Source organism: Streptomyces sp. NPDC101393, from assembly GCF_044767385.1.
Lineage (GTDB): Bacteria > Actinomycetota > Actinomycetes > Streptomycetales > Streptomycetaceae > Streptomyces.
Map to the genome: position 1 here is coordinate 228203 of NZ_JBIWNU010000002.1, position 17501 is coordinate 245703.

The following is a 17501-nucleotide window of genomic DNA, read 5'->3' on the forward strand; positions in this document are numbered from 1 at the left end:
CGCGTCGGCGCCGCCCCACCCGCCCCACGGGAAACCTCACAAAGGTTCACGAGATGACCACCGCCACCGCCACCGCGATCACAGTCATACCCGCGATCACCGTCGCACCCGCACCCGCCATCGCAGCCCCGGAAGCCAAGCCCCCTGATGCGGATAGCCAGAGGTGCGCCTGCTGCTTCACCGAGAGGGCCCAGGACGTCGCCGCTACCCGCACCACCACCCGCGACTTCTTCGCACAGGTCCACCCGGGCCATTCCTCCGATCTGGAGGCCGCGGCCCTGGTCGTGTCGGAACTGGTGACCAACGCCATCCAGCACGGTCACGGGCCCGGCACTCTGACCCTCATCGCACATGCCGATGGGCTCGACATCACCGTCACCGACCCCAGCCCCGACCTCCCGCACGCACGCGTCCCGGATATCGAGGACGGTTCCGGCGGATGGGGCTGGCACCTGATCACCGCCGCGTGCGACCGACTCGACGCCGCCCCGAACGCCGCCGGCGGCAAAACGGTCCACGCCCACCTCCCCTGGGTGTAGCCCCTCAACCCGTGAGACGGGGAGCAGCCGCCAATCACGCCGCCGGCAGGGACGTACGGCATCGAACGCCGCCCGCCGTGCAGGCCGGTGCTCCCGCTCAGTCCGGAACCACCGCGGCCTCGCGCACCATGACGTCAATCCGCCCTCCGCCGCGTGCGGTGGGGACGGCGCGGAGGGACGGGTATGCCGAGTGTGTCGAGTGCTCCCACGGCCGCACGGAGGTGGGCCGGGCCGCGACGCTGCCGGTCCCCGGCGCGCCACCAGGGGAGCTGGCCCTCCGCATCGCGCGGATGCATGCCCAGGTCGTGTTCGGCGCACAGGGGCCACGCCTGCCGCAGGCACTCAGCAAGCGTCTCCTGCGCGGCGTCAGCGATGTTCGCCACCGCATGAGCCGGGGCTGCTGCCGATTCCGGGGACAGGACATTGCCGTGCCACTCGCCGGTGGCCAGGGCAACACAGACATGCTCCGGGTCGTCCGCCCCATCGTGCGGCGGAGCCAGCAGTCGCAGGGGTTCCTGCTCGGGCAGGGTCACCGCGAGGTCCCGGTCGAGGAGGGCAAGAGTCTCGTCCCACAAGGGGAACTCGCCGAGCAGGACGCGACGCGGCTCGGGGCGGTTGAAGAGAGCATGCAGGGGGGCCATCCTCCCTGCGGACAGCGGATCGCGCACACGTGCGGACGGCGGCCCTCGCACACACATCGTGCCGTGAGGGCCCGGACGGCGACTGAGCCGCGACTGCCTCCCTCCGATGAGAAGTGGCCGGGTGGCAGGTGCCGCTGATCGCCCGTCAGTCCGGAATTGCGGGGCCCGAACTGGCTCTTTGCACCACCTCTGGTCGGAGTGTGACGCGGAGCGGCGCGTCGGCGGGCGGGCCGGTCAGCAACGACATCGCTTGTTCGCCCGCCTGCTCCAGCGGCAGGGACACCGTGCTGAGTGACGGGCGCAGGTCGGCGGCGAAGGGGACGTCGTCGAAGCCGATGACGGAGATGCGGTCCGGAACGCCGATGCCGAGGTCGTCCTGGAGGCCCTTCAGGACGCCTGCCGCCATGACGTCGTTGAGCGCGAGCACCGCCGTCAGGTCCGGGTTCGCGGTCAGCAGGCGTACCGCCGCCTGGCGGCCGCCCTCCCTGGTGAAGTCGGCGGTTTCCACGGCGCCGTCGGCGAGGGAGGACCCCAGCACGCGCAGGGCGTGGCGGGCGCCGTCGAGGCGGTGCCGCACGGCGAGCAGGTCCGGCGGTCCCGAGACGACGCCGATGCGCCGGTGGCCCAGCTCCCACAGGCTTCGGATCGCCTGGTCCGCTCCCTCGCGGTTGCCCAGCAGGATCGCGTCCAGATCGGGGCCTCGCTCGCCGATGCAGACCACCCGGCCGCCCTCCGACTCGAAGCCGGCGATCTCCTCGGCCAGTTGGGCCGTGGCCTTCCGGTCGGAGGTGCCGCTGCCCGCCAGGATCACGGCGCGGGCCCGCTGGGCGCGCAGCCCGCGCAGGTACTCCAGCTCCAGGCCGGGTTCGCGGGAGGTGGCGGCGATCATCACCAGCAGGTCCCGCTCGCGGGCGGCCCGCATGGCGCCCGCCGCGATGGCGCTGAAGTACGGGTCGGCGACGTCGTGCACGATCAGGCCGACGAAGGAGCTGGCCGCGCGGGCCAGGGTCTGCGCCGGGGCGTTGGGGACGTAGCGCAGCTCGGATGCCGCCGCCTCCACCCGCCGTCGCAGCTCCTCCCCCACTGTGCGGCTGCCGCTGCCGTGGAGCACCCGAGAGGCCGTGGCGAGCGAGACGCCCGCCTGGGTCGCGACCTGCTGAAGCGTCGCCCCGCTGCCGGCCCTGCTCGGCCGTGTCCTTGACCTCGGTTTCTCCATGCTCGTAACCTACCGGCTGGAAAGCGCTTTCCAAGCCGTCGGACCCCGGGTATGACAGGCAGTGCGCTCTCCTCACCTCGAAGGGAACCCGCAGATGAGCCGCAGGACCATCGGCATTGTCATGAACGGCGTCACCGGACGCATGGGATACCGGCAGCACTTGGTGCGCTCGATCCTGGCCATCCGCGAACAGGGCGGCCTCACCCTGCCCGACGGCACGGTGATCTGGCCCGAACCGCTCCTGGCCGGCCGCAGCGAGCAGCGGGTGCGGGCCATCGCCGAGCGCCATGGACTGGACCGCTGGACCACCGACCTCGACGCCGCCCTCGCCGATCCGGCGTATGAGGTCTACTTCGACGCCCAGCTCACCCAGGTCCGTGAGAAGGCCCTGCGCGGCGCCATCGCCGCCGGCCGGCACATCTACACCGAGAAGCCGACCGCCGACTCGCTGGACGGGGCGCTGGAACTGGCCCGCCTCGCACGGGCCGCAGGGGTGTGCAACGGCGTGGTGCAGGACAAGTTGTTCCTGCCGGGGCTGATCAAACTCAAACGCCTGGTCGACGGCGGGTTCTTCGGACGGATCCTGTCGGTCAGGGGCGAGTTCGGCTACTGGGTCTTCGAGGGCGACTGGCAGTCCGCACAGCGCCCCTCGTGGAACTACCGCTCCCAGGACGGCGGCGGGGTGGTGCTCGACATGTTCCCGCACTGGCAGTACGTACTGGAGGGCATCGTCGCCCCGGTCCGCAGTGTGTACGCGCACACCGCGACCCATATCCCCGAGCGGCGCGACGAGGAGGGCCGCCCCTACGAGGCCACCGCCGACGACGCCGCGTACGGCATCTTCGAACTGGACGGCGGCGTGGTCGCGCAGCTCAACTCCTCCTGGGCGGTACGGGTGGACCGCGATGAGCTGGTGGAGTTCCAGGTCGACGGGACCGAGGGCAGCGCGGTGGCCGGGTTGCGCAACTGCCGTATCCAGCACCGGGGTGCGACCCCCAAACCGGTGTGGAACCCGGACCTGCCGGTCGCCGAACCCTTCCGTTCCCAGTGGCAGCAGGTGCCGGACAACCAGGAGTTCGACAACGGGTTCAAGACCCAGTGGGAGCAGTTCCTGACCCATGTCGTGACCGGCTCCCCGTTCCCCCACGACCTGCTCGCGGGGGCCAAGGGCGTCCAACTCGCCCAGCTCGCCCTCGAATCCGCCGCCGGAGGCCGCCGCGTCGCGGTACCCGAACTCGCCCTCTGACACCGGCTGGAACCGAGCCCAAGGACTCCGCATGTCTTCGTTCCTGCTCCCCCTCCCCAGCGGCGCGATCCGCTACCAGGTCCCCGATCCCCCGACCTCGTTCCGGGCGTCGGCGCGGCCCGCGCGCAGCCGCACGGCGTTCGCCGCCGCCCATGTCGTCGCCGATCCTGCTGCCGCGCAGGGCCCGGACCGGCCCGCCACCGTCGACTGGGACGCCACCCTCGCGTTCCGCCACCACCTGTGGTCGCTCGGCCTGGGTGTCGCCGACGCCATGGACACCGCCCAGCGCGGTATGGGCCTGGACTGGCGAGCGACCCGTGAGCTGATCGCCCGCAGCGGCGCCGAGGCGCGCTCGGTCGGCGGCCTGCTCGCCTGCGGTGCGGGCACCGACCAACTGACCGCACCCGCGCCCACCCTCGGCGAGATCACCGCCGCCTACGAGGAACAGACAGCCGCCGTCGAGGACGCCGGGGCCACCGTCGTCCTGATGGCCAGCCGCGCACTGGCCGCGACCGCGACCGGACCCGACGACTACGCCGAGGTGTACGGCCGCCTCCTCGCCCAGACCCGGCGCCCCACGATCCTGCACTGGCTGGGCACCGCGTTCGACCCCGCGCTGGAGGGCTACTGGGGGTCCGCGGACCTGGACCGCGCCACCGCCCACGTCCTGGACATCATCCGGGATCACCCGTCCAAGGTCGGCGGCATCAAAGTCTCGCTGCTCGACGCCGACCGCGAGATCGCGCTGCGCCGCGCGCTGCCGGACGGCGTCCGCCTCTACACAGGCGACGACTTCCACTACCCGGAGCTCATCCTCGGCGACAGCCAGGGCTTCAGCCACGCGCTCCTGGGCGTCTTCGACCCGCTGGCCGCCCACGCCTCCGCTGCTCTGGCGGCGCTCGACCGGGGCGACACCGACACCTACCGCGCGATCCTCGAACCCACCCTGCCGCTCGCCCGGCATCTGTTCGGCGCACCGACCCGGCACTACAAGACGGGCGTGGTCTTCCTCGCCCACCTCGCCGGCCACCAGGACCACTTCGTCATGGTCGGCGGCGAGCACGACAGCCGCGGCGTCGAGCACCTGGCCGAGCTGTTCCGCCTGGCCGCGGAGGCGGGCGCGCTGCCCGACCCGGCGCTCGCCGCCCTGCGGATGCGCGCCTTCCTCGCTTCGAAGGGATACGACGCATGAGCCCGCTGACCCCGGCCCCCGGGCTGGACAAGCTCTCCCTGAACACCGCCACCACCAAGCACTGGACCCTGGCCGAGGCCGTGTCCGGCTGCGTCACCGCCGGGATCCCCGGAATCGGGCTGTGGCGTGACCGCGTCGCCGAAGCCGGTGTGGAGCGGGCCGCGAAGCTGGTGCGGAGCGCCGGACTGACCGTCACCAGCCTCTGCCGGGGCGGCTTCTTCCACGCGCCCGGCGCTCTGGAGGACAACCGCCGCGCCGTCGAGGAGGCCGCCGCGCTCGGCACGGACACCCTGGTGCTGGTCTGCGGCGGGCTGCCGAACGGCAGCCGCGACCTGCCCGCCGCGCGCCGTACCGTCGCCGACGGCATCGCCGAACTCGCCCCGTATGCAGAGGCGCACGGGGTGAAGCTCGCCATCGAGCCGCTCCATCCGATGTTCTGCGCGGACCGCGCCGTGGTCTCCACGCTTGGCCAGGCGCTCGATCTGGCCGGCGCCGCGGGGCACGGCACCGGAGTAGTCGTGGACACCTACCACGTGTGGTGGGACCCGCAGTTGGAGGAGCAGATCGCTCGCGCCTCCGGCCGCATCCACGCCTTCCAGGTCTGCGACTGGCTGCTGCCGCTGCCGACCGGTGCGCTGCTCGGGCGCGGGCATGTCGGCGACGGGTCCATCGACATCCCGAGGATCGCCGGGCTCGTCGCCGCCACCGGCTACGACGGCTTCACCGAGGTCGAGATCTTCCACCAGGAGGTCTGGGACACGCCCGGCGAGCAGACGCTGCGGACCCTGGTCGAGCGCCATCGGGGTGTGCTGAGCGGACCGGGCAGCTGACCGGCCGACCCGGCGGTACGTGTCGGCATCCCCGGGTCACGGCGCACTCGGCCTGAGCATCCTGCCGACCAGGACGACAGGCACATGGCAGCTGACAGCTGGTCACGGAAGCCACCCCGCACCGATCGATGAGGAGCCACCGCATGCCCGCACCCTCTCCCTCGCTCACCACTCCCCTGTGTCGTCAGCTGGGCGTCGACGTACCCCTCATCCAGGCACCGATCGGTTCCGCGGTATCCCCTGAGCTGGTCGCTGCCGTTTCCGACGCGGGCGGCCTCGGCATGCTGGCGCTCACCTGGACTCCCGCCGAGGACATCGGTCCGGCCATCGACCGGGTCCGCGAGCTGACCGGGCGCCCCTTCGGCGCCAACCTGGTGCTCGACTTCCCCGTTGCCGACAAACTGGACGCCTGTCTGGAGCGCGGAGTACCGGTCATCTCCACCTTCTGGGGCGACCCGGCCACCTGCACCGCCCGCATTCATGCTGCGGGCGCCCTCCACCTGCACGCCGCCGGATCCCCGGAGGAGGCGCGTCAGGCCGCCGACGGCGGAGTCGACGCCGTGGTGGCACAGGGGTGGGAGGCCGGCGGGCATGTACGTGGTCTCACGGCGACACTCCCCCTGGTCCCGGCAGTGGTCGACGCTGTCGCCCCACTCCCGGTGATCGCCGCGGGCGGGATCGCAGACGGCCGGGGCCTGGCGGCGGTGCTGACGCTCGGAGCTCAGGCCGCGTGGATGGGGACACGGTTCCTCGCCGCCACGGAGGCCCGTACGCACGACAACTACCGCCGCCGCATCATCGACGCCCAGACCGACGAGGCCCTCTACACCAGATGCTTCGACGGCGGCTGGCCGAACGCTCCGCACCGGTCCCTGCGCAACAGCACCCTGACCTCGTGGCAGGCAGCCGGCTCGCCGCTCTCCACCCGGCCGGGTGAGGGCGATGTCGTCGCCGTGGACGCCGAAGGCGCTCCATCCCTGCGCTACGAGGACGCCGTACCGCTGCCCGGCATGACAGGCGACGTGGACTCCATGGCGCTGTACGCGGGGCAGTCCGCCGGGCTGGTCCACGAGATTCTGCCGGCGGCAACGATCGTCGCCCGGACGGTGGCCGAGGCGAAGCGTGCATGGCAGAGAAGCTTCTGAGCCCCTGGCCGGGACAGCTCGTTCAGCACGCAGGGCCGGTCATAGCACGCAGGGCCGGTCATCAGGCGAGGGAGGCGCTCTGAGCCAGTGGCGAAGCGTGCCGTGCGCGGCCAGGCGCGACGGCACGCTCCCGACGGGTTACCTGGTCATGCCGCCTCGGACGTGGTGAGCGCACCAACGTTCTCGGGCCAGTCACTTCTTCATGTCCCGCTCAACGACCGCCTCCACCAGGGGTCACCCACAAGGCGGTACGGGCACGGGAAGACCGGCAGCCGATCGAAGCTCACGGCAGGGACGGCCACGGCCGACGACACCATCCGGGCCTCCCGCGTGGATGCCCCGTTCACGAGTCGTGCGGACGGATCGTGAGGCCCTGACTCGACCCGACCACCACACCCATCACTCCCCTATCAGTGACATAATGATCGTTTCCCTTCCGAAACGGCCTTACGAGGCTCCCGTCGAGGAGTGCTGCTGTGGCATCTGTCGGAGCGTCTCCGCAGAGTGGGCTCGGCTGGAACCGAGAGACAGCGACGCTCGTGCTGCTGTCGTTCGCCATGTTGATCGTCTCGCTCGACCAGTACATCGTCGTTGTGGCACTGCCTGACATCGCACGGGACCTGGGCTATTCCGCGCAGACGCTGCAGTCCGTGATCAGCGCATACGCAGTCGCCTCCGCCGGATTCCTGCTGTTCGGCGGACGCGCCGCAGACCTCCTCGGACGACGCCGGATCCTGGCCACCGGCCTTGGCCTCTACACCGGAGCGGCCCTCGCGGGCGGACTGGCCACCGGGCCCGGGACGCTCCTCGCCGCCCGCGGGTTTCAAGGCCTCGGTGGCGCGCTGGTCTTCCCCACCACGCTGGCGCTCATCAACGTCACCTTCACCGAAGGACGGGTACGCAACCGCGCGCTGGGGATCTGGGGCGGCGCCGGCGCGGCCGGACTGGTGATCGGCGTACTCCTCGGAGGGCTGCTGACACAGGCCTTCGGCTGGGAAGCGGTGTTTCTGGTGAATGTCGCGCTGGCAGGTCCTGCCCTGCTCCTCGCGTTCGTGCTGATCCCCAAAGACCGACAGCGCGACAGGGGGCGGAAGTTCGACCTGCCCGGCGCGCTCAGCGTCACGCTCGGGGTCACGTTGATCGTCTTCGCGCTGGTTCAGGGGCCGGGACTGGGGTGGCTCTCGCCCGGCATTCTCCTCAGCGCAGCGGCGGGGCTCCTCCTGTTGGGAGGTTTCACGCTCATCGAACGAAACAGCAGTGATCCGCTCGTGCCGCCTCAACTGCTCGCCAACCGCAGCCTCGTCACGAGCCTCGTCATCGCGTTCATGTTCATGGCGACGTTCGGCTCCGTGCTGTACTTCCTCTCGATCTACTTCCAGGAGATCCTCGGCTACGACGCCTTGAAAACCGGCGCCGGCTTCCTGATTCCGACCGCGGTGGTCGTCGCCGGTTCGACGACGGCCGGCCAGATCGTGACGCGATTCGGTATCAGGCGCACGCTGCTCGCCGCCCTCGCCACCGGTGCGCTCGGCGCCGTCCTGCTCGGCCTGGCCATTTCCCCGGACGGCTCCTACACCGCTCTGATCCCCGGACTCATCATTCTCAGCATCGGCGACGGGATCGTGTTCACCAGCATGTTCATCGCCGCCGGAACCGGTGTGTCCGACCGTGAGCAGGGCACCGCCTCAGGCATCGCCTCCACCGGCTCGGGGATGGGCGCCGCCGTGGGCCTTGCCCTCCTGGTGCTGGTGGCGACAGCCGGCCTTGATGACCTGACAGGAGACCGGCTGCGGAACGAGACGGCCGACGGAATCAGCACCACCCTGTTCGTGGTGGCAGCGGGGATCGCACTGACCTTCCTCGTCGCCTTGTCCCGGCATGAGGGGAAGCCCGAAGCAGAACCGCCGCCTGTACCTTGCCAAGGCCGCCGCTGCTGACGGCTGTTCGTCCGCACAGATTCCGGGCGCGGACATCAGAGAGCTAGAGGTAGGTGCGGCGTCGATGAAGGCCCTCCTGGCACGTGGGGCCGAGCGGCGGCGGCTCGGCGCCGACCTACTCGGTACGGACGACCACCGTACGCATGACCTTGTCCGCGAAGGTCTGACCCTTCGCGTCCCACGCCGGCCACAGATAGCCGATGCTGCATGCCGCGCTGTCCAACACGTGGCAGATACGGCGCAGCAGGGCCAGACCGAAGCCGAGCGGCCGGCCGGTCTCCTCGCGTATGAGCCGGATCTTCATGGCCTTCTTGCCCGGCGACGCGCCCTGCCCCTCCTTGACGAGGATGAAGATGTGGGCGGCAAAGCCCCACAGGACGGCGATCACCAGTAGGGCGATGATGAGGGGAACTCTTGCCTGCTCCCTGGCCGCGCGGCACGCTGAGTCGCCCAAGCAGCCCTTCAGGCTGCTCTCGAGGATGATCGAGGCGATGACCGCTATGACCGGCACCAGGCCGGCGATCAGGTAGTCGATCAGGAAGGCACCGAACCGGCTGCCCCAGCTCGCGTACACCCCGGGCCCGACGGGCACCATTCCCGGCTGCTGCATGTAGCCGGGGCCCGGCGCAGTCTGCTGCGGAGGGGCGTACTGGGCGGGCTGCTGAGGGGTGCCGTACGGCTGCGGCTGTGGCGGGTAGCCGTACGGGGCCGTCTACTGCGGAGCTCCGTACGGGGCCTGCGGCGGCGGCTGGCCGTAGGGATTGTTCGTGTCGCCGAAGCTCATCTGTGGTTTCTCCGATACGTCAGGGGGACAAAACGACGTGACGCGGAGGAAAGCAAGCTTCACCGGCCCACCCCCGACGGCGCCTGCGGAACTGCCCGATGATCTTTCTGGATGGGGCTGGATTATGTCCAGTCAAGACCTTGGGGGCATCGCATCAGCTGGCCCCCCACACCGCGCGGACAAGAACGCCAACGGTCCGGCCGTCGCGGCGTGATCACGCGCGGTCAGTCACGGTCCGGGTAGAGCCGGCGGTGGGTACCGGAGCGGCCGATGTCCAGGTCCAGGAACGCACTCAGCGTGGTGCCGCCGCTCCAGAAGCCGAGCTGGTTGACGTCAATGAGGGTCAGGTGATGCCGGGCAGCGACATCGCGTCCAGGCTTGGTGACGACGCAGGAGGCGACGAAGACAGGGACATCGGCGCCGTGTTCGGCGCGGGCAGTGCCGTTGAACGTCTGAATGGCGAACGCCACCAGCAGCACTGTCCCCATGTTTCCTGTTCTCTCCACAACTCCGGCGATGTGTCGCCCTGTTGCTCCCCGTGCGGCTACGGGTCCATCCGGTGGCATGGGCGGCTTGCAGCCGGGCTCGGGTGTTCCGCCATGGCCACCTCGCGCCAGGCGGTCAACTTCTGGGGGGGGGGAGCGCTGGGATATGCCTTCCGGAGTCCGTGATCGGCAATGGCGTGGACGCGCGGGCCGGGACGATCTGGCGTCGGGCAGCGACGGCGCCGCACGTCCATGCGCCGCGCACCGCACCGCACCGCACCGCATACGGGGAGACCATGTCCAACGGGAACGCGTCCATCGAGAGCACCGAAGCGCCGGTCACTTTCCTCACCGGCGGGTCGAGCGGGATCGGGGCGGAGACCGTGCGCCGCCTGCTGGGGCTCGGCCACCGGGTCGCGGCGACCGGGCGCAGCACGAAGAAGCTGGCCGCCCTGGCCGAGGCCGCGACGGAGGCGGGCGCGGGTGACCGGCTGCTGACGTTCGAAGGGGACGCTGCGGACTGGGGGCAGGTGTCGTCGGCGGTCGAGGAGACCGTGCGCGTGTTCGGGCGGCTGGACTACGCGATCGCCAACGCCGGGTACTCGACCAACGGCGACGTCGAGACCGGCGACCCCGAGGAGTGGCGGGGCATGGTGCTCACCAACGTCCTGGGCCCCGCACTGCTGGTGCGGGCGGCGCTCCCGGCACTGAAGGCGTCGCAAGGCCGGATCGTGCTGCTCGGGAGTGTCGCGGGGTTCAAGAACACGCCCGGCAACCTGTACTCGATGACGAAGTTCGCGGTGACCGGGCTGGCGGAGAACGTCCGCATGCTGACGACCGGGTACGGGGTCGGCACGACGCTGATCGCGCCGGGCCGGGTGCGGACGCCGTTCTGGGACGACCGCCCCGGCGGCGCCGACGCCGCGGGCCCGATGATCTCCACTGAGCTCCTGGTGGACACCGTCGTGTGGGCGATCTCCCAGCCACCCGGCGTGGACGTGAACACGCTGGTCGTCCGGCCGATCGGCCAGCGGAACTAGGACGTGTCCCAACGGGGCGGCCGCCGATTCAGGCATGAATCGGCGGCACAAGAAGCCATCGAAAGGCTCTGCCCCGTTCGGTCGTTCAGTTCTGCGCGGTCCCGGTCAGGCCCTCGAACTTCAATTCGTTGCCCTTGTAGGCCAGGGCGTTGAAGTTGATACGACGGTTCTCCTTCAACTCGCTGGAGAATTCGCAAGCCGTCCAGCCCGCGCCGCTGCCCTTGAAGTCCCTGCAGTCGAAGACGGTCTGCGGGTTACCCGCGTACATGACGCGCATATACATGCTCATTCCGTCGGCCCGCATGTCCTTGACGTAGAACTTGTCACCCTTCGGGTCGAAACACACTTTGCCGTGAGTCTTCCTGCCGCCCTCGGAGTAGACGAAAGTGCAGCGCACCGTCTTGCTCGGCTTCGGGACACTGGCGTCGGAAACGTTCTTGGCGTTCTTCACATGAGTTGCCCATCCGGCAGCCCGGGCTTCTCCGGAATGCACCGTGGCCGAAGAGGTGGAGACGGCGGGGGCGGCGAATGCCGGTGCGGCCATCAGGCCGAGGGTGAGGCCGCCGGCAGCGACGAGGGCTCCCCCTGATGCGAGAGTGCGCATGGATTCCTCCTGTGGATATTACGGATCGCAAAATGGCTGATCGTTTCAGGGCTGGTCACTCATCCGGAGGCCGGTTCGGCGAGGCTGACTGCGCGCTCCGGACGACCGTCCCTGGTCAACTTCATTCCACGATGCCGGAATATGGCCGGCAGGTCGTTAGCGCTGCGTACACAACAGGGTTAGCAATGAGTCCACTCGTGGCACCGGAGGGATTGATACCGGATCCGGCCGGGCAAATAGTGACATTTTGCCATCGAGCGCTTCGCCTTCGTCGAATTTCCACACACGGGCAGTGGTCACCCGCGCCCTATGCGTGGACGTTGCCCGGGACGAGGAGGCGCAATACACGCTGCTCTTCGAGTACGAGGCCGAGGACGGACGCACGGTCCGGATCTCTTCCGCAGGGCACCGGGCCCCACCGGTCATGCGAGGCGAGTTCCTGGACATCGTGTATGCCCCGAGATGACCTGGCAGATACCGGTGGGTGCCCAGACCGAAGAGGGGAATTCTTTGTGCCCGCCATGACGGCATTGGCGCGGACGGGTCTTGTCGTCCCCACGACCCTCTATGTGACCGGCCGCTGAGGAGGGCTCCTCGGCGACCGGCGGGGCCCCGCTCCGCCCCCTGTCCCGCCTCCACACGGCTTGCGGAAAGGCGCGTGCGACATCGCGATGAAGCGGTGGCGGGGCCGCGCAGGCGGGTGGCCTTCAGGCGAGTGGCCTCAGTCGGCCAGGACCGCTTCGATTGCTGTGGTGACCTCGCCGGCTTCGGGTTCGGTCTGGGGGGCGAAGCGTGCGGCGATGGTGCCGTCGGGGGCGATGAGGAACTTCTCGAAGTTCCAGCGGACATCGCCGCTGTAGCCGTCGGCGTCGGCGGTGGTGACGAGTTCGGTGTAGAGCGTGTGGCGTTGGTCGCCGTTCACGTCGGTCTTCTGGGTCATCGGGAAGGTGGTGCCGTAGGTGGTGGAGCAGAAGGTGGCGATCTCCTCGGGGGTGCCGGGTTCCTGACCCATGAACTGGTTGCACGGCACCCCGATGACCGTGAAACCGCGTGGCGCGTAGCGCTGCTGGAGGCTTTCCAGGGCCGCGTACTGCGGGGTCAGACCGCACTGGGATGCGACGTTGACGATGAGTACGGCGGTGCCCTTGTACTGGGCGAGGCGGGCGGGGCCGCCGGTCAGGGCATCAATCTCGACATCGAAGACGGACATGTCTCTCCTTTGGGTGTGCGGTCGTCCTTGCGTGTCCGGGTGCAGCCGGGGCGGGGTCGTGGGTGTCGAGGGTAGCGGCGGCGAGTGCGGCGAGGGTGAGGAGGGCTGCGGTCGGCAGGTCCCGCCAGGAGGACAGGCGGTTCGGTCCCTGACGGGCGAAGATCCGGTGCACGGGCGAGAGGTCGGCAGGCCCAGAATTCGGACCGCTGCGGGCAGACATCGACGTCCGGCTCCGCCGCCCGCGCGACCGATGAGTCCCGCCTCGGCACGTCGTCTGCATGGGGAGAGAGCCGCCCCCGGGCCTGCGGGAGGCCCGGGATGAGAGGACGAGGAGCGTGCACACCGTGGACCAGGAGTACGTGAGCGCCACCCTGACTGTCGCCGTTCCCGCCGAGAGGGTCTTCGCGGTGCTGGGGGACCCGACGGCCCATGCTGCGATCGATGGCACCGGCTGGGTGCGGAAGGCTGCCGACCCGGAGCCGCTGACCGAGGTGGGGCAGGTCTTCCGGATGGAGATGTATCACCCCAACCATCCGAACGGTGACTACCAGGTGGCCAACAAGGTCCAGGTCCTCGACCCGGCGCGCGCCATCGGCTGGCTGACGGGGCAGGAGAAAGACGACGGTCATCTGGAGTTCGGCGGATGGTTCTGGCGTGACGACCTTGCGCCGCTCGGCCCGTCCGAAACCGAGATCACGCTCACCTACGACTGGTCGGCGGTGCCGCAGTTCATCCGGGAGTACCTCCGGTTCCCGCCGTTCGGCCCTGAACATCTCACCAACTCACTGCGCCACCTGGCCGAGCTGCTCCGGTAGGTGAGGTCGCCGGCCAAGAAGTCCACCGCCGGTACGGGGCTTGGGGAGGGCGGATCACGGGAGGGACGGTGGCGGACGGCGCGTACGCGACCGGAGGCGCGCCGCGCACATCCGTCTCTCGCCGGGCAGTCCGTCGGCTACCCGGCGCTGCCGGGACTCTTGTGGCCGAGCGCGGAGACATCGGCGGCGCGGCTGCCGGCGGGCTGGAGATCCGCCCAGGGGTGCAGCTGCGCACCGCCTGTGCCGTTCGCCAGGGTCCGGGACGGCTCCTGGGCCGGGGTGGGGTGCGGGCCGCCCCGGCCGAGGTGGCGCAGAGCCGCGTCGGGACCGTGGTCACGGCGGATGGCGGCAAGTTCGTCGAGATCCCAGGCCATCGTGCCCACCACCGTACGGCGCGGCCCGCGGCGTTGGACGGTGCCGCGGACGAGGAGCAGGCCGGAGTGGAAGACGGTGTGGGCGCAGGCTTCGTGGGAGTCCTCGAAGAAGGCGAGGTCGACCATGCCGGAGCCGTCTTCGAGGGTGACGAAGATGATGCGTCGCCCGGAGCGGATGGGCGGCGTCTGCGTGGAGGCCCGCACACCGGCGACCAGCACATTCTGACCGGCGTGCGTGGTGGCGAGGTGGGCGGCATCGGTGGCGCCGAGCTCGCGCAGCAGGCGGTGGTGGTGGTCCATCAGGTGCTGGGAGACATCGATGCCCAGCACCTGCAGCTCCTGGTTGAGCACTTCCCGGCGGGTCATCTCCGGCAGCCCGCTGGGCTGGGCGGTGACAGGGTGCCCGTCGTCGAGAGGCAGCTGCCCGTCGCCAACGGGCCGGCGGTGTTGGCGGTGGACTTCGGCGATCTGCAGCAGCAGGTCCCGCCGGGATGCTGTCGCGCCCGGCAGGGTGGCGAAAGCGCCGATCTCCGCGAGGTGTTCGGCCACCGGCCGGGACGGGCGTGCACGCTGCCACATGTCCTGAAGGCTGGTGTAGGGCTGGGCGGCGGCGATCCGCTCGACCTCGTCGTCGCTGATGCCCTTGACCGCGGACAGCGCGAGCCGCACGCCCCACGTCCCGTCCCCCACCGCTTCGACGGTGTGATCGGCCCGGGAGTGGTTGACGTCGACGGGCAGGACGTGGACGTTGTGACGGCGGGCGTCGGCGACGATGACGCGTTTGGGCCACATCCCCGGATCGTGCTCCAGCAGCCCCGCGTACAGGGCGGCGGGGTGGTGCGCCTTGAGCCAGGCCGACTGCAGCGCCGGCACCGCGAACGCCACGGCGTGCGCGCGGCAGAACCCGTACGCACCGAACGCTTCGATGATCGCCCACACCTCCTCCAGCACCTCGGACCCGTATCCGTGGGCGCGGGCTTCGCGGTGGAACCACTCGCGCAAGGCGGGCAGGCGCTCGGCGTCGCCCAGCGCGCGACGGGCGATCTCGGCCAAGGCGCGGTCGCATCCCGTGAGTTGGGCGAGCATGAGGATGATCTGCTCGTGCCAGATCGTGACGCCGTAGGTGTCCCGCAGGATCGGTTCGAGATCGGGGTGGGGGTAGACGGGTGCTGCGCCGTGGCGGGCGGCGATGTACTGCTCGGGCATGCCGCCGGCCACCGGCCCGGGGCGGAAGAGGCTGATGTCGGCGATGACGTCCTGCGGATCGCGGGGCTGCAGCCGGCCCAGCAGGTCCTGCTGGCCGGGCGATTCGAGCTGGAAGAGGCCGATCGTGTCGGAGGCCTGGATCAGCTTGAAAGCGAAGAAGTCGTCCAACGGCACCTGGTCGGCGTTGTCGAGGTCGATGTGCTCGCCGGTGGTGCGCTCGACTTCGTGCACGGCATGGGCCATGGCCGACTGCATGCGGACGCCGAGCACATCGAGCTTGATCAGGCCGAGGTCCTCGACGTCCTCCTTGTCCGCCTGGACCATGGGGTAGTCGCCCCCCGGTGTCGGCTGCACCGGCAGCCGGTCCAGCAAGGTGGCGTCGCTGACGATGACGCCGCACGGGTGCATCGCGATCCCCCGCGGCAGCCCGTCCAGCCCCTCGGCCAGCTCCCACAGCGGCCCGTACTGCCCGGCCTCCGCGGCCAGCGGCCGCAGCTCCGGGAGTTCGGCGAGTGCTGCGCTGACGTCGCATGCTCTGATGTGGGGGAAGGCCTTGGCGATCTGGTCGACCAGGTGCGGCGCGATGCCGAGGGCCATGCCGGTGTCGCGCAGGGCGTGGCGGGCGCGGTAGGTCTCCGGCATCGCGGTGACCGCGACGCGCTCCAGGCCGAAGCGTTCGATGATGCGGTCGTAGACCTCCAGGCGGCGGGCGGACTCGACATCGATGTCGATGTCCGGCAGGGAGGTGCGCCGCTCGGACAGGAACCGTTCGAAGAGCAGATGGTGCTCCAGAGGGTTCGCCGTGGCGATGTGCAAGGCGTGGTTGACCATGCTGCCGGCCCCCGAGCCGCGCGCGGCGACACGGACCCCCATCTCCCGTACGTCGGCGACGACTTGGGCGACGGTGAGGAAGTAGGTGGCGAATCCCAGCCGGCCGATCACGGCCAGCTCCTCCTCCACCTGCTGGACGGCCGCGGTGTCGTGGTGCAGGCCGCGCCGGGCCAGCCCTGCCTCACAGCGCTCGCGCAGCAGCTGGTCCGCCTCCCCCGCGCCCGGCCCGGCGCCGACCGTGGCCGGTTCGGGGAAGTGCGGAGTCCCCATCCCGAGGTCCCGGGCCGGGTCGAGGCGGCACTGCTCGGCGGCGGCCGCGGTCTCCGACAGCAGGCGCAGGGCCCGCTCCGGGCCGGCGCCGGCAGAGGCGGTGATGCGCTGGGCGATCTGAACCATGGATGCGGGGCCCTTGAGCCACCGCTCCCCCGCATCCAGATGGCGCCGGTCGATGGGCCGCAGGAAGCGGGCGGCGTCCAGGACATCGGCCAGACGGTGCTGAGACGGGTCGGCGTAGCGCACGGCGTTCGTCAGGACCGCAGGAATGTGGAGGCGGTCGGCCAGCGCGAGGGTGCGGCCTGCCAGCCGGTCCGACCCCGCCCCACTGCCGGGCAGCCCGTAGGACAGGACCTCCAGGCGGAGGGTCGCGCCTGCCTGCTCCAGTTCGCGCCACGGCGCCAGAAGCCGTACGGCCTCATCCGGCTGGGCCGCGGTCAGCGCCCGCGCGGGTTCGGACACGGGGCCCAGCAGGATCGCCAGGCCCTCCCCCGCGTGCTCGGCCAGCGCCGGCCACGGAAGCACCGGGCGGCCGTCACCTGCCGCGGCGTGGCTCGCGGAGATCAGGCGGCACAGCCGCGCCCACCCGACCTGATTCTCGGCGAGGAGGGTGACGCGCAGCGGCGGCTCGATGATGTGGGCGCCGCCCCGCACCGGGATGCGGCGGCGGTCCGGTACGGCCGTGGCGGCGTACGGCGCCACGGCCGCATCGACGCCGAAGATCGGCCGCACGCCATGGGCGGCACAGGCCTTCGCGAAACGCACCGCGCCGGTCACCGTGTCCCGGTCGGTCAGCGCCAGGTCCGCGATCCCTCGCTCCGCGGCACGGCGCACCAGCTCCTCGGGGTGGGAGGCGCCGTAGCGGGTCGAGTATCCGGAGGCGACGTGCAGGTGCGCGGTCACCGGTCCACCTCCTTCACGTGACCGGCCGGAGGGCCGTACCTCCACTGTAGCTCGATTTCGATCGTACGTTCGAATGAATCTTCGAGAGGTGTCGCTGCAGGTCTTCGAGGGGTGCCGCTGCAGGTCACAGCTCCGCGACGGCGGAGGTGAGCCTGCGGACCGTGCGGCCTTGGGCCGGCGGCAAGAGCGCCGCCATGTGTGTGGTGTGACCGACGGCGACCTGGCCGCGC

Annotated in this window: 15 protein-coding genes; 8 read left to right on the plus strand and 7 right to left on the minus strand. The window is 70.5% G+C overall.

Annotated features, from left to right (window positions below):
• Positions 1-53 precede the first annotated feature (53 nt).
• On the plus strand, positions 54-539 hold the full coding sequence (locus tag ACIRQ7_RS06705) for an ATP-binding protein (RefSeq protein WP_404260440.1): 486 nt from the start codon (positions 54-56) through the stop codon (positions 537-539).
• Between the two features lie 134 nt (positions 540-673).
• Here the strand turns inward: ACIRQ7_RS06705 and ACIRQ7_RS06710 are convergent, their stop codons facing one another.
• Together ACIRQ7_RS06710 and ACIRQ7_RS06715 are read right to left on the minus strand one after the other, a co-directional pair.
• Entirely contained in the window at positions 674-1180 is a 507-nt protein-coding gene (locus ACIRQ7_RS06710; RefSeq protein ID WP_404260441.1) for a hypothetical protein, read from the minus strand.
• A gap of 145 nt (positions 1181-1325) precedes the next feature.
• Positions 1326-2396 carry a LacI family DNA-binding transcriptional regulator gene (locus ACIRQ7_RS06715; protein ID WP_404260443.1) on the minus strand — a complete coding sequence of 357 codons (1071 nt, stop codon included), beginning with the start codon at positions 2394-2396 and terminating at the stop codon, positions 1326-1328.
• Between the two features lie 94 nt (positions 2397-2490).
• Here ACIRQ7_RS06715 and ACIRQ7_RS06720 point away from each other — a divergent pair, with 94 nt between their 5' ends.
• From ACIRQ7_RS06720 to ACIRQ7_RS06740, 5 genes are all read left to right on the plus strand, one after another.
• Complete coding sequence (locus ACIRQ7_RS06720) at positions 2491-3642, plus strand: Gfo/Idh/MocA family protein (protein ID WP_404260445.1); 1152 nt, start codon at positions 2491-2493, stop codon at positions 3640-3642.
• 31 nt (positions 3643-3673) lie between these two features.
• Positions 3674-4834 carry a dihydrodipicolinate synthase family protein gene (locus ACIRQ7_RS06725; RefSeq protein ID WP_404260446.1) on the plus strand — a complete coding sequence of 387 codons (1161 nt, stop codon included), beginning with the start codon at positions 3674-3676 and terminating at the stop codon, positions 4832-4834.
• A complete protein-coding gene (locus ACIRQ7_RS06730) occupies positions 4831-5664 on the plus strand; it encodes a sugar phosphate isomerase/epimerase family protein (protein WP_404260448.1) in 834 nt (277 codons plus the stop codon). The genes ACIRQ7_RS06725 and ACIRQ7_RS06730 overlap by 4 nt, the downstream gene beginning before the upstream one ends.
• A 143-nt stretch (positions 5665-5807) precedes the next feature.
• Entirely contained in the window at positions 5808-6809 is a 1002-nt protein-coding gene (locus tag ACIRQ7_RS06735) for an NAD(P)H-dependent flavin oxidoreductase (protein ID WP_404260449.1), read from the plus strand.
• A gap of 539 nt (positions 6810-7348) precedes the next feature.
• Entirely contained in the window at positions 7349-8746 is a 1398-nt protein-coding gene (locus ACIRQ7_RS06740) for an MFS transporter (RefSeq protein WP_404260451.1), read from the plus strand.
• Positions 8747-8861: 115 nt separating this feature from the next.
• Here the strand turns inward: ACIRQ7_RS06740 and ACIRQ7_RS06745 are convergent, their stop codons facing one another.
• Both ACIRQ7_RS06745 and ACIRQ7_RS06750 read right to left on the minus strand, forming a co-directional pair.
• A complete protein-coding gene (locus ACIRQ7_RS06745) occupies positions 8862-9356 on the minus strand; it encodes an RDD family protein (RefSeq protein WP_404260453.1) in 495 nt (164 codons plus the stop codon).
• 398 nt (positions 9357-9754) lie between these two features.
• Positions 9755-10018 (minus strand): hypothetical protein, encoded by a 264-nt coding sequence (locus tag ACIRQ7_RS06750; protein ID WP_404260455.1) that lies wholly within the window; start codon positions 10016-10018, stop codon positions 9755-9757.
• Between the two features lie 293 nt (positions 10019-10311).
• Between ACIRQ7_RS06750 and ACIRQ7_RS06755 the strand changes: the two genes are divergently transcribed.
• A complete protein-coding gene (locus tag ACIRQ7_RS06755) occupies positions 10312-11055 on the plus strand; it encodes an SDR family oxidoreductase (RefSeq protein WP_404261326.1) in 744 nt (247 codons plus the stop codon).
• An 85-nt stretch (positions 11056-11140) separates the two neighbouring features.
• Here ACIRQ7_RS06755 and ACIRQ7_RS06760 read toward each other — a convergent pair whose 3' ends face one another.
• Positions 11141-11659 (minus strand): hypothetical protein, encoded by a 519-nt coding sequence (locus ACIRQ7_RS06760; protein ID WP_404260457.1) that lies wholly within the window; start codon positions 11657-11659, stop codon positions 11141-11143.
• Between the two features lie 721 nt (positions 11660-12380).
• Positions 12381-12869 (minus strand): glutathione peroxidase, encoded by a 489-nt coding sequence (locus tag ACIRQ7_RS06765; protein ID WP_401479975.1) that lies wholly within the window; start codon positions 12867-12869, stop codon positions 12381-12383.
• 335 nt (positions 12870-13204) lie between these two features.
• On the opposite strand from ACIRQ7_RS06765, the gene ACIRQ7_RS06770 reads away from it, so the two are divergent.
• Entirely contained in the window at positions 13205-13684 is a 480-nt protein-coding gene (locus ACIRQ7_RS06770) for a polyketide cyclase (protein WP_404260459.1), read from the plus strand.
• Between the two features lie 137 nt (positions 13685-13821).
• Here ACIRQ7_RS06770 and ACIRQ7_RS06775 read toward each other — a convergent pair whose 3' ends face one another.
• A complete protein-coding gene (locus ACIRQ7_RS06775) occupies positions 13822-17271 on the minus strand; it encodes a DNA polymerase III subunit alpha (RefSeq protein ID WP_404260461.1) in 3450 nt (1149 codons plus the stop codon).
• Between the last annotated feature and the right edge of the window lie 230 nt (positions 17272-17501).

Coding starts and splice junctions, on each gene's coding strand:
- ACIRQ7_RS06705 (WP_404260440.1), top strand. CDS start 54: ATGACCACCGCCACCGCCACCGCGATCACAGTCATACCCGCGATCACC.
- ACIRQ7_RS06750 (WP_404260455.1), bottom strand. CDS start 10,018: ATGGGGACAGTGCTGCTGGTGGCGTTCGCCATTCAGACGTTCAACGGC.
- ACIRQ7_RS06730 (WP_404260448.1), top strand. CDS start 4,831: ATGAGCCCGCTGACCCCGGCCCCCGGGCTGGACAAGCTCTCCCTGAAC.
- ACIRQ7_RS06715 (WP_404260443.1), bottom strand. CDS start 2,396: ATGGAGAAACCGAGGTCAAGGACACGGCCGAGCAGGGCCGGCAGCGGG.
- ACIRQ7_RS06735 (WP_404260449.1), top strand. CDS start 5,808: ATGCCCGCACCCTCTCCCTCGCTCACCACTCCCCTGTGTCGTCAGCTG.
- ACIRQ7_RS06725 (WP_404260446.1), top strand. CDS start 3,674: ATGTCTTCGTTCCTGCTCCCCCTCCCCAGCGGCGCGATCCGCTACCAG.
- ACIRQ7_RS06720 (WP_404260445.1), top strand. CDS start 2,491: ATGAGCCGCAGGACCATCGGCATTGTCATGAACGGCGTCACCGGACGC.
- ACIRQ7_RS06745 (WP_404260453.1), bottom strand. CDS start 9,356: ATGCAGCAGCCGGGAATGGTGCCCGTCGGGCCCGGGGTGTACGCGAGC.
- ACIRQ7_RS06755 (WP_404261326.1), top strand. CDS start 10,312: ATGTCCAACGGGAACGCGTCCATCGAGAGCACCGAAGCGCCGGTCACT.
- ACIRQ7_RS06760 (WP_404260457.1), bottom strand. CDS start 11,659: ATGCGCACTCTCGCATCAGGGGGAGCCCTCGTCGCTGCCGGCGGCCTC.
- ACIRQ7_RS06710 (WP_404260441.1), bottom strand. CDS start 1,180: ATGGCCCCCCTGCATGCTCTCTTCAACCGCCCCGAGCCGCGTCGCGTC.
- ACIRQ7_RS06765 (WP_401479975.1), bottom strand. CDS start 12,869: ATGTCCGTCTTCGATGTCGAGATTGATGCCCTGACCGGCGGCCCCGCC.